This is a genomic window from Vibrio sp. 10N.247.310.98 (assembly GCF_041467395.1).
GTDB lineage: Bacteria > Pseudomonadota > Gammaproteobacteria > Enterobacterales > Vibrionaceae > Vibrio > Vibrio crassostreae_C.
Genome location: NZ_JBFSUL010000006.1, coordinates 22,309 through 38,162, shown reverse-complemented (window position 1 = coordinate 38,162; position 15,854 = coordinate 22,309). Strand labels below are relative to the sequence as shown.

Genomic DNA, 15,854 nt, shown 5'->3' with positions numbered 1-15,854 from the left:
AGTGGGTACTGCCCATAAAGTATCAAACTAATATAATAATAATTTAGATGTGAACGAGGTCGATTTGTCACATTTCCAGCAAACTATCTCCGCTTTGATTGAGCGAGTACAAAATGCCCAAGCAAGCGAAGTTCGTTGTGTTGAAGTTCTAACGCAAAAACCATCGTTTGCATTTATAGAATGGCTTCATGCTCAACCGCTCTTTCCTAAGTTCTACTGGCAGTCACGCGACACTCGTGAAGAGGTTGTTGCGCTCGGACAGTTACATACGTTTTCAGATCCTGCACCCGCGTACGCTATTCTTGGTGAAGACCAACGAATCTGGGGTGGACGCTCGTTTGATGGGCACACCGCAAAGAACCGTCGCTGCATGGAGTCGTTTTTCTTCCTTCCTCAGGTTGAATTGATCCGCTTTGACAATACTTGGTCGCTGGCGGTTAATTTGTCCCCTGATCGCGTTTCTTCTATTAATGCTTTGAATAAGCTTTCTGTAGAAGCCGCGATATTGGCGCCTTTGTCTGCCCATATTGAACAGATCAATCACGTTCCAGAAAGAGAGCAGTGGGGCAACCTTGTCGATAAAGTGCTGCAAGGCATTAGCGATGAAGAGTACAAAAAAGTCGTTTTAGCACGTAAAACCACACTGCAACTCGATGCGCCTATCTGCGCAGCTCAATTACTTAAAGCCAGCTATCTGCAAAATCACCACAGTTTCCACTTTATGTTGGTGCTGGATTCTAAACACAGTTTCATTGGCTCGACACCAGAGCGCTTATATAGCCGACATGGTATGGAGCTTGATACCGAGGCGCTTGCTGGAACCATTGGTCGCGGAGAGAACGCTACTGAGGATATGGAACTGGCCAACTGGCTTTCTCAAGACAGCAAAAACCTCAATGAGAACCAGTATGTGGTCGACGACATCATTGAGCGTCTCACTCCTCATTCTCAAACGGTCCATGTTGAAAAGGATGCGCGTCTAGTGCGCTTGCGTAAGGTGCAGCATTTGAAGCGCAATATCCATGCTCAGCTCAACAATGGCGTTAATGGTGTGCAGTTGCTTGCTGCCTTACAGCCAACTGCTGCGGTGGCGGGTTTACCTCGTAAAGAGGCGATGGATTTCATTCTTGAACACGAACCGTTTGCACGAGGTTGGTATGCAGGCTCTGTAGGCTATATCAGTCATCAGCGAGCGGAATTCTGCGTGGCGATTCGAAGCGCCTTGATTGTAAACGATCAAGTACAACTGTTTGCTGGCGCGGGGATCGTGCCGGGATCGGTTGCCGAACATGAATGGCAAGAGCTGAACAAGAAGATGTCTACTCTGCTTAGCTTAATTTCAGATCACCCTCCATTGGGTGTCGCGTCATGAATCACGACCAAGCCGTATTAAATAGAGTTTGGTGTCACACGTTACTTGAAGAGCTTGCACGCAATGGCGTTGAACATGTTTGTGTTGCTCCGGGCTCTCGCTCAACGCCGCTAACTCTCGAAGCTGAAGCCAACTCCAAGTTAACCTTACACACGCACTTTGATGAGCGTGGTCTTGGGTTTTTAGCTTTAGGCTTAGCAAAGGCTAGCAACAAACCGGTTGCGGTGATTGTGACATCAGGAACCGCTGTGGCGAATTTGCTTCCTGCGACGGCTGAATCTGGGCTGACCCGAGAGAAGCTGATCTTGCTAACCTCTGATAGGCCCATCGACTTGGTCGACTGTGGTGCCAATCAAGCGATTCAGCAGCATGGTATCTTTTCTTCCCATGTAGAAAGTGCTTTAAACCTGCCAAGCCCAACCACACAGATTTCATTGAATTGGCTTCTAACATCGGTTGATAGCGCGCTTGCGAAACAACGCAATGTTGGCGGTGCGATTCATATCAATTGTCCGTTCCCAGAGCCGCTCTATTCTAAGAGTAGTGCTGAGATGTATGCGGATTATACAAAGAGCGTGGCAGCTTGGAGAGCTTCAACCTGCCTTTACTCGAACACTTATTTGCCCAGTCATTTAATCGCTCAGCCTGTCTCAGCAAGTGATTATGTCGCTCGTAAAGGCGCAGTGATTATTGGTTCTATCGAGAATGAAGCCGCAATTAAAGCCAAGCAGTTTGCGACAGCTTTGGGCTGGCCAGTATTCTGTGACCCTCAATCGGGTGTCAGTAGTGACTGGAAACACTATGATTTATGGATGCAAAGTGACGCAGCCAAAGCACAGCTTAGTCAGTGTGATTTTATTATCCAGTTTGGTGAGCGCATCGTATCTAAGCGTCTTAACCAATGGGTAAAAGAACAAGCTGCCACATTTTGTTCATCGCAGTACATCGTTGTTTCACCAGATGCACATCGTATTAATCAAGATCATCTGCCTCAAACTCATATTGTCGCTGATATCGAACATTGGTTATCAGAGCAACATCTACCAACGCTGTTGGGAGAACATGCTGGCTGGGCGGCATCTTTGGCGGAAGTCGCGAATACGGTTCAGCAGTTAGCGTTGGCGCAAATCTCTAATAACGACCAACTGACAGAGTTGAGCGTTGCCGTTGACTTGTCGTCTAGACTTAAGGGCAGAGAGCTTTTTGTGGGAAATAGCTTGATGGTAAGGCTGGTGGATATGCTGTCATCAATCTCTGCGACTCAAGTCTACAGCAACCGCGGTGCATCGGGCATTGATGGCTTGGTGGCGACGGCTGCGGGAGTGATAAAAGCCAACCAGAATCCTTTGATGATGCTGATTGGTGACACCTCTTTGTTGTACGACCTAAATTCGCTGGCGCTACTTACTCACAGCACAACACCAATGGTTATTGTGGTTACCAATAACGATGGTGGGGCAATCTTTGATTTTTTGCCGGTTCCTGAGCAACAAAAACAGTCTCTATATCAAATGCCTCATGGTTTCAATTTTGAACATGCTGCTGCGCAATTCCATCTTGGTTATGCGGCGCCAGAAACCTTGAATTGCTATCAAACGCTCATCGAACAACATTTTGAACAAGGTCAGGGTACCTTGCTCGTAGAAGTTAAGACGCCTCCCGAACAAGCGTCTACTTTGCTGAAACAATTCAGTTCAATGCTCACCGAGGCATTAGCCTAAGGACTTTACATGCTTTACTCCGATTATTACCCAGCTGTACAAGATTCTTCTGACAAACCTTTGCTTGTTTTTTTACATGGTTTACTCGGAAGCGGGGATGATTGGAGTGCATGCCACCCCTTCCTCGAAGACTTTCCTCGTCTTTGCATAGATTTGCCCGGACACGGACAAAGCCGGTTTATCGACCCTGTAGGCTTTGATCATTGCTGTACCAAGATAGTTCAGTGCATCACATCTCAGCTGGCTCTCAACGATCTTCCTGTCGATTATCCTATCGTGGTGATTGGGTATTCTATGGGGGGAAGGCTTGCCATGTATGGGGTAACAAGCCCTTGCTTCGAAACTCTTAACTTAGAGAAAGTCATCATTGAAGGTGGCAACTTTGGCTTGGAATGTGATGAAGAAAGAGCACAAAGGTTAGTACACGATACGCAATGGGCTGTTCGCTTTGCACAGCAGTCGATTGAAGATGTTTTAGACGATTGGTATCAACAAAGCGTCTTTTCTTCACTAAATCATGAGCAAAGACAAACTTTGGTCATAAAGCGTAGTGGTAACCTTGGAGTATCCGTAGCAAATATGTTGTTATCTACTTCGTTAGCTAAGCAACCGGATTTACGTGCCACATTGAAATCTCATGAGCATTTATTGCATTATGTATGTGGAGAAAAAGATCGTAAATTCATGGAGCTAGCTGAGAATAGTGGCTTTGAATATAGTCAGGTGGATTACGCGGGTCATAATGTTCATTTTGAGCAACCAGAGATGTTTTCAAATCTGATCATCCAATGTATCGCCAGTCGTTGATGAACTGACTGAGCGAACCTCTCGTATCAAGCGCTATAGAAAGCAGAGCAACACCGTCGCGACTCTACGCTAGTCGCGCTCTCTAATAGAACAATGGGAATCATCATGGCTAAAACAGTAGGCATCACAGAAGAAGAACTTTACGCAGCCGTTAACTGGCGCGATGAAAGCAGTCAATATGAAGATATTCAATACCACAAGTCTGATGACGGTATTGCGAAAATCACGATTGCTCGCCCTCAAGTGCACAATGCGTTCCGTCCACAAACCGTAAAAGAGATGATCAATGCACTGGCTGATGCTCGTTATGACGAGAAAGTTGGCGTAATCATTTTGACTGGTCTTGGTGAGAAGGCGTTCTGTTCTGGTGGTGACCAAAGTATCCGTGGTGACTACGGCGGTTACCAAGATGACTCAGGTACGCACCACTTGAATGTACTTGATTTCCAACGTCAAATTCGTACTTGTCCAAAACCAGTTATCGCAGCGGTATCGGGTTGGGCAGTCGGTGGCGGTCATGTACTTCACATGATGGCAGACCTTACTATTGCAGCTGAAAACGCGCAGTTCGGTCAGACGGGTCCTAAAGTGGGTTCTTTCGATGGCGGTTGGGGTGCTTCTTACATGGCTCGTATCGTTGGTCAAAAGAAAGCACGTGAAATCTGGTTCTTGTGCCGCTTCTACGATGCACAAGAAGCACTGGACATGGGCCTTGTAAACACCGTTGTTCCTGTTGCTGACCTAGAAAAAGAGACAGTTCGTTGGTGTCGTGAAGTGCTTCAACACAGCCCAATGGCACTGCGTTGCTTGAAAGCGGCACTGAACGCTGACTGTGATGGTCAAGCAGGCTTACAAGAGTTGGCTGGTAACGCAACCATGATGTTCTACATGACAGAGGAAGGCCAAGAAGGCCGCAACGCATTCAACGAGAAACGTCGACCGGACTTCGACAAGTTCCCGCGTAATCCATAGTCTTTCTCCTCTTCAAAATGAGTCGCTAATAGCGGCTCGTTTTGTTTTGATGTTCCCCGTTTTTTAGGAAACTTTATGAACTCAGTGAATTCTCAGCGTCACGCTAAACTTTACCGTTATCAATTACCTATGGATAGTGGTGTGGTTCTTCGTGACAATAAGTTGAACGAACGTGTTGGCTATATCATCCAACTTGAGTGTGATGGTAAAACTGGTTTTGGCGAAGTTGCGCCTTTGCCCGGTTTTAGCCAAGAAGATGCCGAACAAGCTGGCATTCAGCTTCAACACGAATTAGAGCTTTGGAGCCACAATAAGCCTCAAACGCCTTTCGACGAGCTGTATCCTTCTGTCGCGTTTGGCTTTTCAATGGCGATGATGGAATTGCGAGGCGATCTTAACGCTCAAGGTAACTACCAAGCGGCGCCTTTGTGTACAGGCGATCCAGATGAACTGATTCCTGTATTGAATGAGATGGTAGGCGAGAAGGTCGCGAAAGTGAAAGTCGGCCTCTACGAAGCGATTCGCGATGGCATGTTGGTTAGCTTATTCCTTGAGTCGATCCCTGATTTGACTCTAAGACTTGATGCCAACCGTGCGTGGAAGCCAGAGAAAGCGAAGCAATTCATTAAATACATTTCGCCGTCAATGCGCCAGCGTATAAGCTTTATCGAAGAGCCTTGCCAAAAGCCAGAAGACAGTTTGGCCTTTGCCATTGACCATGGTGTGGCGATTGCGTGGGACGAGACACTGCAAGAAGCGGTGCGCAGCCCGGAATTTGATCTTAGCGACCTTACTGGTGTTAAAGCAGTCGTGATCAAGCCAACTCTTATTGGTTCTGTCGAGCGTTGCGTGGCAATCATTGAGCGAGCACAGAAGCTTGGAATGAAACCTGTATTGAGCTCAAGCATTGAGTCGAGCCTAGGTCTGACTCAGATTGCTCGTCTGGCGCAGCAATATTTGCCAAATGAAGTGCCGGGGTTGGATACGATTGGCTTGTTCAAGCAGCAGCTAGAGGTTTCTTGGCCGGGCTGTCAGTTGCCTGTCTCTACGCTTGAAAAGCAACAATTGATTTGGTCTTCTTAGACCGAGCTATTTGAATGGCTATTTAGTTAGCTTAACAAGTTCTTAATCTATTTTTGGTTATCATATGATGCGCCCACAATCTAATCATCCCCCGCTCTGGGTAAAGTGGGCGCAGCAAAACCCACTTCAACCAGCGTTAGTGACCACTCACCGCACTTATACTTGGCAGCAAGTGTTTGTGTTGGTTAGTGAGTACCAACAACAGCTATCTCATCAAGGCCTATCTGAAGGTGATGTACTGACGATTGTTGGTAAGAATCAAGCTGAAGTGATCCCTGTTTATCTTGCCGCACTCAATTTGGGTGTGGTTTGTGCGTTTACGATGCCTCAGCCTAGTTTACGCCTGAAGCAAAAGCTCGATTCCTTATATCAAGCAGATCAACAGAGCTACCTTTGGCTCTTGGGCAATAGCGGAATAGAGCAATCAGAGACTGCCGATTTGAATACTCAGTTGGTGACCTTGCCTTGCCTAAGTGAACTGAAGTTTGATGGTGATGATGAGCAGATAACGACACCTCAAGAATCCAATTTCAATCCGCAAAATCTAGCGAGCATCGTATTCACTTCAGGTTCTACCGGAAACCCAAAAGCGGTCGCTCATACACTTGAGCAGCACCTATGCTCTGCGTCAGGGCTGCTTGAGGTGTTTCGTTATCAACAAGGTGACACGTGGTTACTGAGTTTACCTATGTACCATGTGTCGGGGCTGGCGATAGTTCATCGTTGGTTGGCGGCTGGTGGTTGCATCAAAATAGGCACAGGTCAGCTTGAAACCGATATAGAAGAATGCAGTCATGCTTCATTGGTCGCTACTCAACTACATCGATTGTTAAAGAGTAAGCAAGCACTTACTTTAACGCATGTACTTTTGGGTGGTAGTCATATACCAGAAGCACTTGGGCTCGAAGCTCAACAAATGGGCATCGAAACATGGCTTGGATACGGCATGACTGAAGCGGCTTCAACCGTGACCGCGAAGCCCGTTGATGCCGGCAGCACCGCCGGTTTTGTCCTTAACCATCGCCAGCTAAAAATTGAAGAACAACGTATCTTTATTGGTGGCGAGACGCTCGCGTCCGGGTATTACTATCAAGGTAACTTAACGCCATTAGTTGATAAGAGCGGTTGGTTTGATAGCAAAGATCTTGGTGAGTGGCTTGGCGAACAAGTGTCGATTATTGGCCGTGCCGACAACCAGTTTATTTCTGGTGGTGAGAACATTCATTGCGAAGAAATTGAGCGAGTACTCAATCAATTGTCTGAGGTTAATCAGGCTTTTATTGTTCCCATTGAAGATGATGAGTTCGGATTTCGACCTGCAGCGATTGTCGATTGTGCTGAGTTGCCAACCAAAGAGTGGTTTATCGAGCAGTTAACTGGTCGTCTTGAACGGTTCAAATTTCCTATTGAGTATTATCGAATGCCTCAGCAGGAACAACATGGTATTAAGGTTTCGCGCGCTGGATTGGCGCAGTGGTTACAGCAGACCCGTTCTAAATAGAGCGAAGAGCAATAAAATGAAGCGCAATACACGGTGACTAGTCGTAATTGCGCTTCAGGGGGTTGTGACGGTGGTGAAGCCGTCACAAATTCTAATTATTTATCGTGTCATTCAAGATTTGGCGTTAAGCGAGTGCCTTCTTCATTTGTTCAGCGACTTTATCTACCTTACCTAGACCAATGATAACTTGTAGACCACCTTTCCCAACCGGTACCACACCTGCCGCACCGAGTTTCTTCAGTTTCTCGCTGTCTGCTGCACCTGAGTCTTTCACAGTTAAGCGTAGACGAGTAATACAGTTATCGACTTCTAGAATGTTGTCTGCACCGCCAACCGCTTCAATGTAGCTGTTGGTTAGGTTAGCCAATGCTTCTGGCGTTTCAGTTTCTTTTTCTGCTTCCATCTCTTCACCACGACCTGGAGTACGTAGGTTGAACTTGATGATAGCGAAGCGGAAAATACCGTAGTAAAGCGCGAAGAACACCACACCTTGAACCAGTAGCATGTACCAGTTAACCGCGAGTGGGTTTTGGCTTGATAGTACTAGGTCAACGAAACCAGCAGAGAAGCCGAAGCCTGCCATCCATTCCATGCTTGCTGCAATGTAAAGCGATAGGCCTGTTAATACTGCGTGCAGTAGGAACAACACGGGTGCTAGGAACATGAAGCTGAATTCTAGTGGCTCTGTGATACCCGTGAAGAATGAAGCCATAGCTGCCGCAAGCATGATTGCGAATACTTGGTTTTTGTTTTTCGCATCAGAACAGTGATACATCGCCAATGCTGCTGCTGGTAGGCCAAACATCATGATAGGGAAGAAGCCCGCTTGGTACATGCCAGTTTTACCTGGAATACCCGTACCGTTAGCGATAGATTGCGCGCCGCCTAAGAAGTTTGGAATGTCGTTAATACCAACAACGTCGAACCAGAACACAGGGTAAAGAGCATGGTGCATACCTACTGATAGGAACAAACGGTTGAAGAAACCAAACAGACCAGCACCCACCGCACCCATGCTTTCTAGTTTAATACCCAGAACGATCAGAGCGTCGTAAACAGCTGGCCAGATGTAAAGTAGAGCAAAAGAGAGAGCCATACCTGCGATTGAGGTCAGGATAGGAACCAAACGCTTACCGCTGAAGAACGCTAGAGCTTGAGGAAGTTCAACCGTTGAGTAGCGGTTGTAGATCTCAGCAGAGATGATACCCACAATGATACCTACGAATTGGTTGCTGATTTTGCCAAATGCCGCAGGCACTTCACTGAGTTCAACATCCATTAACTGAGCAACAGAGCCCGGAGCAAGTAGCGTGGTGACGACGAGGAACATCACAAAGCCAGACAGTGCCGCAGAACCATTCTTATCACGGCTCAAACCAAATGCGACACCCACCGCGAATAGAACCGCCATGTTGTCGATGATCGCGCCACCAGATTTGATCAAGAATGCGGCTAAGATACTTTCAGAACCCCAACCAACAGGATCCAACCAATAGCCGATCCCCATAAGGATTGCTGCAGCTGGCAGTGTGGCTACGGGAACCATCAATGCCTTACCTACTTTTTGCATATACCCGAGTATATTCATATGTGCCCCTAAGTTTGTAATTAATTTTTTTAATGTTTCTGCTCGTCAACGTATGGAGTCAAATATTGATCGAGGCAGGATTTTAAGTAACTGCGGTTATTAAAAACTTATTTCTTAATGCAAACAAACGAAACGGGTAGTAGTATGAATTAAAATTTTTAATGCATGAGTTCGTATGGCTAACCATCAATCTTTACTTAGAAATCTTCATACTTTTAATGTTGCTGCAGAGAAAATGAGCTTTACGCTAGCGGCTAGAAAGTTGCATTTGACTCAGGGAGCCGTTAGCCATCGAATCAAAGTGTTAGAAGGTGAACTCGGATTTAACTTGTTTGTGCGAGGGACTCGTAAACTGGAACTAACGGAAGAAGGCCAGCGCTTTCAACGAACGTTATCCAAGTCGTTAAGCTCTATTTTTGGTGAGATCGAAGACATTACCAACACAGACTTGTATGGACAGATCAATATCGGTACCAGTCCTGCATTTGCCAACAGTTGGTTACTGCCGAGGTTGGCTGATTTTAAACAGCGATACCCAAAGTTTAATCTCAATATTTTCTCGCAAGAAGAGCAGGATTTTCATCAAAATCATCTCGATGTCGCTATTTACTATGGTGCTGAAAATCTCAAAGACATGCATCGACAGCGCCTGTTTGGTGAAAAGTATATTCCGGTATGTACACCGAGTTACGCGGCTGAACACGACATCTTTGATGATGGCTTAGAATCGCTGCACCGGATTAATTTCATTCATGCACTAGGGTCAGATGTATGGCAGCGTTGGATTAAACACCACGGCTTAGATGTGAACTTGTTTGAGCAATTTTACTGTGTGAGCCACCGGGATATGGGCGTAAGAAGTGCCCTCAGCAATATCGGTGTCGCGATGGGGCGCTATCATTTTGTTAAGCAGTATGTTCAGACTGGTGAGCTCATAACACCTTATCCGAGCATGGATACAGACCAAGGGTATGACTTAATCTGCCCGCTAGGCACGGAAAAACGCCCTAAGGTAAGAACCTTTATTAAGTGGTTAGAAGGGCAGTTGCGCTAGGTTAGTTAATTTAGCAATTAGATAGTTCAAAACAGAATTTATTATCTTTATAACCATCCATCATAATAAGCCATATAAATAACGGATTATAGAATAAGGTCTTATTATGAAAATTGCCCTCACCATTGCGGTTTTACTGCAGATAGGCCAAGCAATCATCTCGTCAGGGTTGACTCGTTCGTTGGCTGAGCTCACCGCATTTGTGTTGGTTGTGGTACTTGTTTTAATGAAAAGAGAGAGCAAGAAGAGTGATAAGCCCCTGTTTGATTCGTGATTGTTACAACAAAGAATACCCTTACCACAAACGATAAAGGCAAAGCCCATTGGAGCTTTGCCTTTTTGTTTTGTTGCTCGCTAACTTGAGTGTCTAGTTCACCGAACAAACATCTAAAGCGTTTCTATGCGGGCTAAGCGAGAGTTAACCACGCCAATGAACCCGTTGAGATCATGACCCACATTGTAATACCAAACATCAGTGGTTTCGGCCCTGCCGCTTTTAACTTCTCAACTGAAATACCACAGCCAATTAAGAACAAACACACGACCAGTGCTCGCTTAGACACATCAAAGATTCCTTGATAGACCATCTCAAATTGTGGCAGTAAGTCACTCACCGCGATAGCGGCGCAATAGAAGAAAATGAAGTAGGGAACCGTAATCTTCTTTTGATCGTTCTTGAAGATCATCGCACTAATTAAAGCGATTGGGATGATCCAAAGTGCGCGAGCGAGCTTCAATGTTGTCGCTGTCGTCAGTGCTTCTTCGCCATACGCTGAAGCTGCACCTACTACAGAAGACGTATCGTGAATCGCTATCGCTGCCCAAGTACCAAATGTTTGTTGGCTGAGCTCAAGCGCGTGACCAATCATCGGGAATAAGAATAGAGCAACCGAGTTCAACACGAATACGGTGGCTAATGCCAAGCCAATCTGTTCATCGTCTGCTTTGATCGCGGGTGCCACTGCTGCTATCGCGCTACCACCACAAATCGCGGTACCAGAAGATATAAGATAGCCCGTAGTGCGGTCTAGCCCCATTTGTTTCGCCAAGAACCAACCAATGACTAATGTACCGATAATCGTCGTTACAATGAGCCCAATACCATCGCCTGTTACTGCTAATGCTTTTTCAAACTGAATACCAAAACCCAAGCCAACAATAGAGTAGGCCAGTAGCTTTTTGGTAAGTTTGCCGACTTCCAAGTGTTCAGGGACTAATCCTAAACTAGCAAGCAGGAAACCGATAACCAGGGCTGTCGGTGAGCTAACCCAAGGCGTTAAGCAAAACAGTGCAGCAAGATAAAATGGAACGGACTTTTTTAGGTTCATTGTATTTAGAGTCTTGTTTTGTTGTGGCGTTATTGTGATGAGACCACTATACGTTCAATAAAATGATAAGTAAGTCTAAATGAATTGAACAAACGTTAAGGAAAACTTAACGCTTGTTCAACTGATATGAATAAAGGGCTGGTTAACTAGCGTAATGATCCGCGAAGGTCAGAGACTGACTGTCGAAGCGTTTCACAAGAGGCTTGTTTAGGTGAAATCGGCTCGCCAGCTTCTATCTCTAGCTTAGTCCAGAAGCGAGTGGGTAACCCTTTGCAGGCACGGCCTTTGTAACGACTAAAGTAGCTACCCCATAATCCTTTAAGAGCCATAGGAATCACTGGGACAGGGGAACGTTTGATGATCAGCTCCATACCACGCATGAACTCAGCCATTTCGCCATCAGAGGTGAGCTTTCCTTCTGGGAAAATACACACGATGTGACCTTCATGCAGGGCACGCTCTACTTCTTTGAAAGCGTTTCGAATCGAGTTGCGGTTGGTCGCGGAGATTGGAATCACCCCAGCTCTTTTCAAGAAGCGTCGAATTGGCGGCAACTTGGTGTAATCCTCTTCCATCACAAAACGGATCAAGCGAGGGCAAACCGCACTCAGCAGCAGTGCATCCATATAACTCACATGGTTGCAGACAATCAACGCACCGCCCTTTTCTGGCAGGTGATGTAAGTTCTTATGTTTAACTCTGTACATGGTGTGAGTGACCACCCACGTAAAGAAGCGGAAAGCGTAGATAGGCACCTGATAAAACAGGTACAGCATCACCAAAGTGTTGCCCACTGCGAGCAAGATAAACAGCTGCGGAATTGAAAGATCTAGAACACTAAGGCAAACAATACCTAATACCGCACTTCCCACCATGAACAGTGAGTTGTAGATATTGAGCCCGGCAATCACTTGGGCACGCTCGTCGGGCTTGGCACGTAACTGCATCAGTGAATACAGAGGAACAATAAAGACACCGCCAGAGATACCCAGAAGCAGAAGGTAAGCAAACAGTGGCCACAGCTCTGAGTAGGTTACGAATTGATGGAAAGAACTAAAGTCAGGCAAAGACTCCGGGATAGATATCGCCATCAACAGGCCGAAGATCGAAATACCCAGGCTGCCCATTGGCACGATGCCGATTTCAATACGGTGATTAGATAACTTATCGCAAGCCAACGAGCCAATCGCAATGCCTACCGAGAACAGTGCCAACAAAAACGCGACAGCGCTTTCAGTACCGTTTAGGTAAACCTTGGTGAAGTTGGGAAACTGAGTGAGGTAAGCTGCACCGAGGAACCAGAACCAGCTGATTGACATCAGTGCTTGAAAGGTTGGGCGGTCTTTTTTGGCAATAGCGAGTGTTGCGCGGGTTAGCTTTACTGGCTGCCACCTTACTTTCAGATCTGGTGCGGTACTTGGCGCTTCTGGGATAAAGCAACTTGATACATAGCCAAGCACGGCGAAAGAAACAATACATATCGCAGCAATGAGCTTCGCGCTTTCTTCAGATGCAATAATACCAGCACCTAGAGTACCGATTAGTATGGCTAAGAATGTGCCTGTTTCAACCAAAGCATTTCCGGACACAAGCTCTTTGGTTTCTAACTGTTGCGGAAGTAGGGCGTACTTAACTGGGCCAAAGAAGGCACTTTGTGTCCCCATCAAAAACAAAAGCAGTAGTAATATTTCGTAGCTTTCGTAGATAAATCCGACCGCACCCAGTGACATTATCACCACTTCAAGAAGCTTAACTTTACGGATAAACCACGATTTTTCATATTTGTCAGCCAGCACACCAGCCAAAGCAGAAAACAGGAAGAAGGGCAGAATAAAAAGGCCAGCGGCCAAATTAATAAATAAATTGCTGGAAATAGGTAGCGTGTCTACGCTTGCGAAAGCAACAAACAGTAACAGAACATTTTTGAATATGTTGTCATTAAAGGCTCCCAGAAATTGGGTAATAAAGTAGGGTAGGAACCTTTTTTGCGTTAACAGCGAAGATTGGCTGCTGTTGTTCATTGTCTTTCCTTGGATGATTACCAGTTGGTTAAGTAGTTTGAGACTAGGTTATTGATCAACTCTTTACCATCGATAGGCTCAGAGGCGAAAAATTTATCATCAACGCTAAGTAGAGTAATTCCATGTACTCCAGACCATAATACACGGCTGGCTTTAACGACTTCGCTTTCAGTATGTTCAGGAGCAATCGCGATTAATAGTTGCTCTAGCATACCTGTCATTCTATCGATACGGTTCGATTGCCATTCAGGAAGGTTTTCACCGTTCATGTTGTGCTCAAAGATAAGCTGCCAACGGTGAGGGTGTTTTTGTGCAAAATCGTGGTAGCAGTAGGCAAGGTTGAATAGAGCTTGCTGAGGATTGCTCGATTGTTCAACTGCTACAGCAGATTCTGACGCCAGTTCATCTAATGTTTGAGCAACAACATGCAGTAGCAATAGGTTGTAGTTGCCGAATACATTCACCAAGGTACTTGGAACATAACCAATCATATTGGCGATTTTACGCAGACTTAGCTCGTGATAAGAGTGCTCTTCTAAGAAGTCGGTCACCGTTTTTAAGGTTAATTGCACTAATTGTTCGCGAGTATGATCGTTTCGTCTTGCCATGGGTACTTTCTATTAAATGAACATCGTTCAATATTTTAATGCTGCCCCAGAGTGCCGTCAATCCCTTCGCTAGTTTAGTAATCAATTAATAGCCGCAATATTATGATACATGTGTAAACGCCGTGAATATTTCATTGTTCTTTGTTAACGAGTATGATTAAGGTGTCGAAAGATAAAAAACCTATAAAGGATAATAATGAAACGATTTTTCTCACTAGTCGCGATCCTGTTGGTAACAGTCGCGGTGACGCCAATCGCGGAAGCGAAAAAGTTTGGTGGTGGTAAGTCATTTGGCAAAAGCTTTAAAACGGCTCCAGCACCAAAACAACAAAACACGAATTCGATCCGTCAAGATCAAACGGGTAAGAACACAGCAGCTAACTCTAGCAAGAAAGGCCTTATGGGCGGTCTGCTAGGTGGTTTACTTGCTGGTGGTCTTTTAGCTGCATTCTTTGGTGGCGCATTTGAAGGTATCCAGTTCATGGATATTCTGATTATGGGTCTGATTGCTTTCCTAGCGTTTAAATTTCTACGCGGAATGTTGGGTGCGAAGCAGGGCTCAATGAATCAGCAGAATGCACGTGGTCAACAGCCAGCATTCGGCGGCATGGGTCAGAACAAGTTTGAACAACCTAAGCAACAGCCCAATGTTCATAACTTCGAGCAAGCACAACCTCAATCACAAGGCGCTGCTGGTGGTTTCGGTTTTGGTGCACAAAGCGATGTTCCACATAACTACCCACCGGGCTTTGATCAAGCGGCATTCATCAACGGTTCTCGTGAGCACTACCGTACACTGCAAGGTGCATGGAATCACAACGAGCTAAACACGATTGAAGAATACGTATCTCCAAGCCTATTTGAAGACCTAAAAGCTGAGCGTAATAAGCTAGACGGTGATCAGCACACAGACGTAATGTACGTTGATGCTGAAATCGTTCGTGCAGACCACGATGGTAGCAAAGCACAGCTAAGCCTTCAGTTCAGCGGTCGTTATCGTGACACTGCGGATGGCGTTGAAGAAGATATCACAGATATCTGGCACCTAGAGCGTGACCTAACAACTGACAATGCACCTTGGTTAATTGTTGGTATTCAAGGCTAATTCCAGGATTTAACTCAACATCAATATGATGTAGTTATTCGGAATGACACCAAATAATTGAAAGCCCCTGCTGAGAAATCAGCAGGGGCTTTTTTGTGTCTAATGATATGCATCTGTAAGTTGCTGCTGGGAAATTGGCTTTGAGCTTTTTTTGGGGAGGAGGGGGAGCTTTAGATTCACGGAGCAATACCAATATGACGAAACATGCGGAACAGACAAGTAACATGAGTAGAGGAAGAGTGTCATCACGACAAATATTAGGAGATATATCTTATTCAAAGATTGGATTAGCCTAACTAACTAACTAACTAACTGATTTTATTTGGATTTAATGAGTAATGACAAAGTTTTTTGAACCCGTATTGGAGCCTGAGATTAGTTTTCAGCAGAAACAGATAATTGCGAATGAATGCGAAGAATATGTATCGACCAATTGTTTAGGCTGCGCTGCTTATCTGGTTTGTGATCGTCATGCTGAAGTATGGGATCACTGATGTTTGAATGGGCTAGTTCGCTTAGTCTTTTTTGCTGTAGTGTGGGTTGGTGTTTAGTTAGTTAGGGCCGTGTTTAGAAAGATATAAAGCTCGGAAACGAAAAAAGCCAACTCAATGAGTTGGCTTTTCGATTTTCCAATTAAGGAGAATATGGTGGAGGGAGACGGATTCGAACCATCGAAGGCAGTGCCGGCAGATTT

Annotated in this window: 13 protein-coding genes; 9 read left to right on the top strand and 4 right to left on the bottom strand. The window is 45.5% G+C overall.

Translation table 11 applies throughout. The annotated features are described in order from the left end of the window. Positions 1-64: 64 nt before the first annotated feature. The 6 genes from AB6E78_RS04190 to menE all read left to right on the top strand — a co-directional run bounded on the left by AB6E78_RS04190 (position 65) and on the right by menE (position 7,456). Positions 65-1,372, top strand: coding sequence for an isochorismate synthase MenF (locus AB6E78_RS04190; RefSeq protein WP_017060167.1), 1,308 nt, complete (start codon positions 65-67; stop codon positions 1,370-1,372). Beyond that, entirely contained in the window at positions 1,369-3,093 is a 1,725-nt protein-coding gene (gene menD, locus AB6E78_RS04185) for a 2-succinyl-5-enolpyruvyl-6-hydroxy-3-cyclohexene-1-carboxylic-acid synthase (RefSeq protein ID WP_017065884.1), read from the top strand. The genes AB6E78_RS04190 and menD overlap by 4 nt, the downstream gene beginning before the upstream one ends. Before the next feature lie 9 nt (positions 3,094-3,102). After that, the gene (menH, locus tag AB6E78_RS04180) at positions 3,103-3,900 is read left to right on the top strand and encodes a 2-succinyl-6-hydroxy-2,4-cyclohexadiene-1-carboxylate synthase (protein ID WP_029235188.1); all 798 of its coding nucleotides are present in this window, start codon (positions 3,103-3,105) and stop codon (positions 3,898-3,900) included. A 105-nt stretch (positions 3,901-4,005) separates the two neighbouring features. Further along, complete coding sequence (gene menB / locus AB6E78_RS04175; protein WP_017064079.1) at positions 4,006-4,872, top strand: 1,4-dihydroxy-2-naphthoyl-CoA synthase; 867 nt, start codon at positions 4,006-4,008, stop codon at positions 4,870-4,872. Positions 4,873-4,947: 75 nt separating this feature from the next. Then, complete coding sequence (menC, locus tag AB6E78_RS04170; protein ID WP_017060171.1) at positions 4,948-5,955, top strand: o-succinylbenzoate synthase; 1,008 nt, start codon at positions 4,948-4,950, stop codon at positions 5,953-5,955. A 64-nt stretch (positions 5,956-6,019) separates the two neighbouring features. Then, positions 6,020-7,456 (top strand): o-succinylbenzoate--CoA ligase, encoded by a 1,437-nt coding sequence (gene menE, locus AB6E78_RS04165; protein WP_017060172.1) that lies wholly within the window; start codon positions 6,020-6,022, stop codon positions 7,454-7,456. Positions 7,457-7,580: 124 nt separating this feature from the next. Here menE and nagE read toward each other — a convergent pair whose 3' ends face one another. Beyond that, on the bottom strand, positions 7,581-9,026 hold the full coding sequence (gene nagE, locus AB6E78_RS04160) for an N-acetylglucosamine-specific PTS transporter subunit IIBC (RefSeq protein ID WP_017064077.1): 1,446 nt from the start codon (positions 9,024-9,026) through the stop codon (positions 7,581-7,583). Between the two features lie 193 nt (positions 9,027-9,219). On the opposite strand from nagE, the gene AB6E78_RS04155 reads away from it, so the two are divergent. Further along, positions 9,220-10,098, top strand: coding sequence for a LysR substrate-binding domain-containing protein (locus tag AB6E78_RS04155; RefSeq protein ID WP_017064076.1), 879 nt, complete (start codon positions 9,220-9,222; stop codon positions 10,096-10,098). Between the two features lie 106 nt (positions 10,099-10,204). Beyond that, positions 10,205-10,372 carry a hypothetical protein gene (locus AB6E78_RS04150; protein WP_017060175.1) on the top strand — a complete coding sequence of 56 codons (168 nt, stop codon included), beginning with the start codon at positions 10,205-10,207 and terminating at the stop codon, positions 10,370-10,372. Positions 10,373-10,505: 133 nt separating this feature from the next. On the opposite strand, the gene AB6E78_RS04145 is transcribed toward AB6E78_RS04150, so the two are convergent. From AB6E78_RS04145 to AB6E78_RS04135, 3 genes are all read right to left on the bottom strand, one after another. Further along, complete coding sequence (locus AB6E78_RS04145) at positions 10,506-11,426, bottom strand: YeiH family protein (protein WP_017060176.1); 921 nt, start codon at positions 11,424-11,426, stop codon at positions 10,506-10,508. Between the two features lie 146 nt (positions 11,427-11,572). Next, a complete protein-coding gene (locus AB6E78_RS04140) occupies positions 11,573-13,447 on the bottom strand; it encodes an MFS transporter (RefSeq protein WP_372111860.1) in 1,875 nt (624 codons plus the stop codon). Between the two features lie 17 nt (positions 13,448-13,464). Continuing rightward, positions 13,465-14,055, bottom strand: coding sequence for a TetR/AcrR family transcriptional regulator (locus AB6E78_RS04135; protein ID WP_004736110.1), 591 nt, complete (start codon positions 14,053-14,055; stop codon positions 13,465-13,467). Between the two features lie 196 nt (positions 14,056-14,251). Here AB6E78_RS04135 and AB6E78_RS04130 point away from each other — a divergent pair, with 196 nt between their 5' ends. Next, positions 14,252-15,160 carry a Tim44 domain-containing protein gene (locus tag AB6E78_RS04130; protein ID WP_017076759.1) on the top strand — a complete coding sequence of 303 codons (909 nt, stop codon included), beginning with the start codon at positions 14,252-14,254 and terminating at the stop codon, positions 15,158-15,160. The last annotated feature ends 694 nt before the right edge of the window (positions 15,161-15,854 follow it).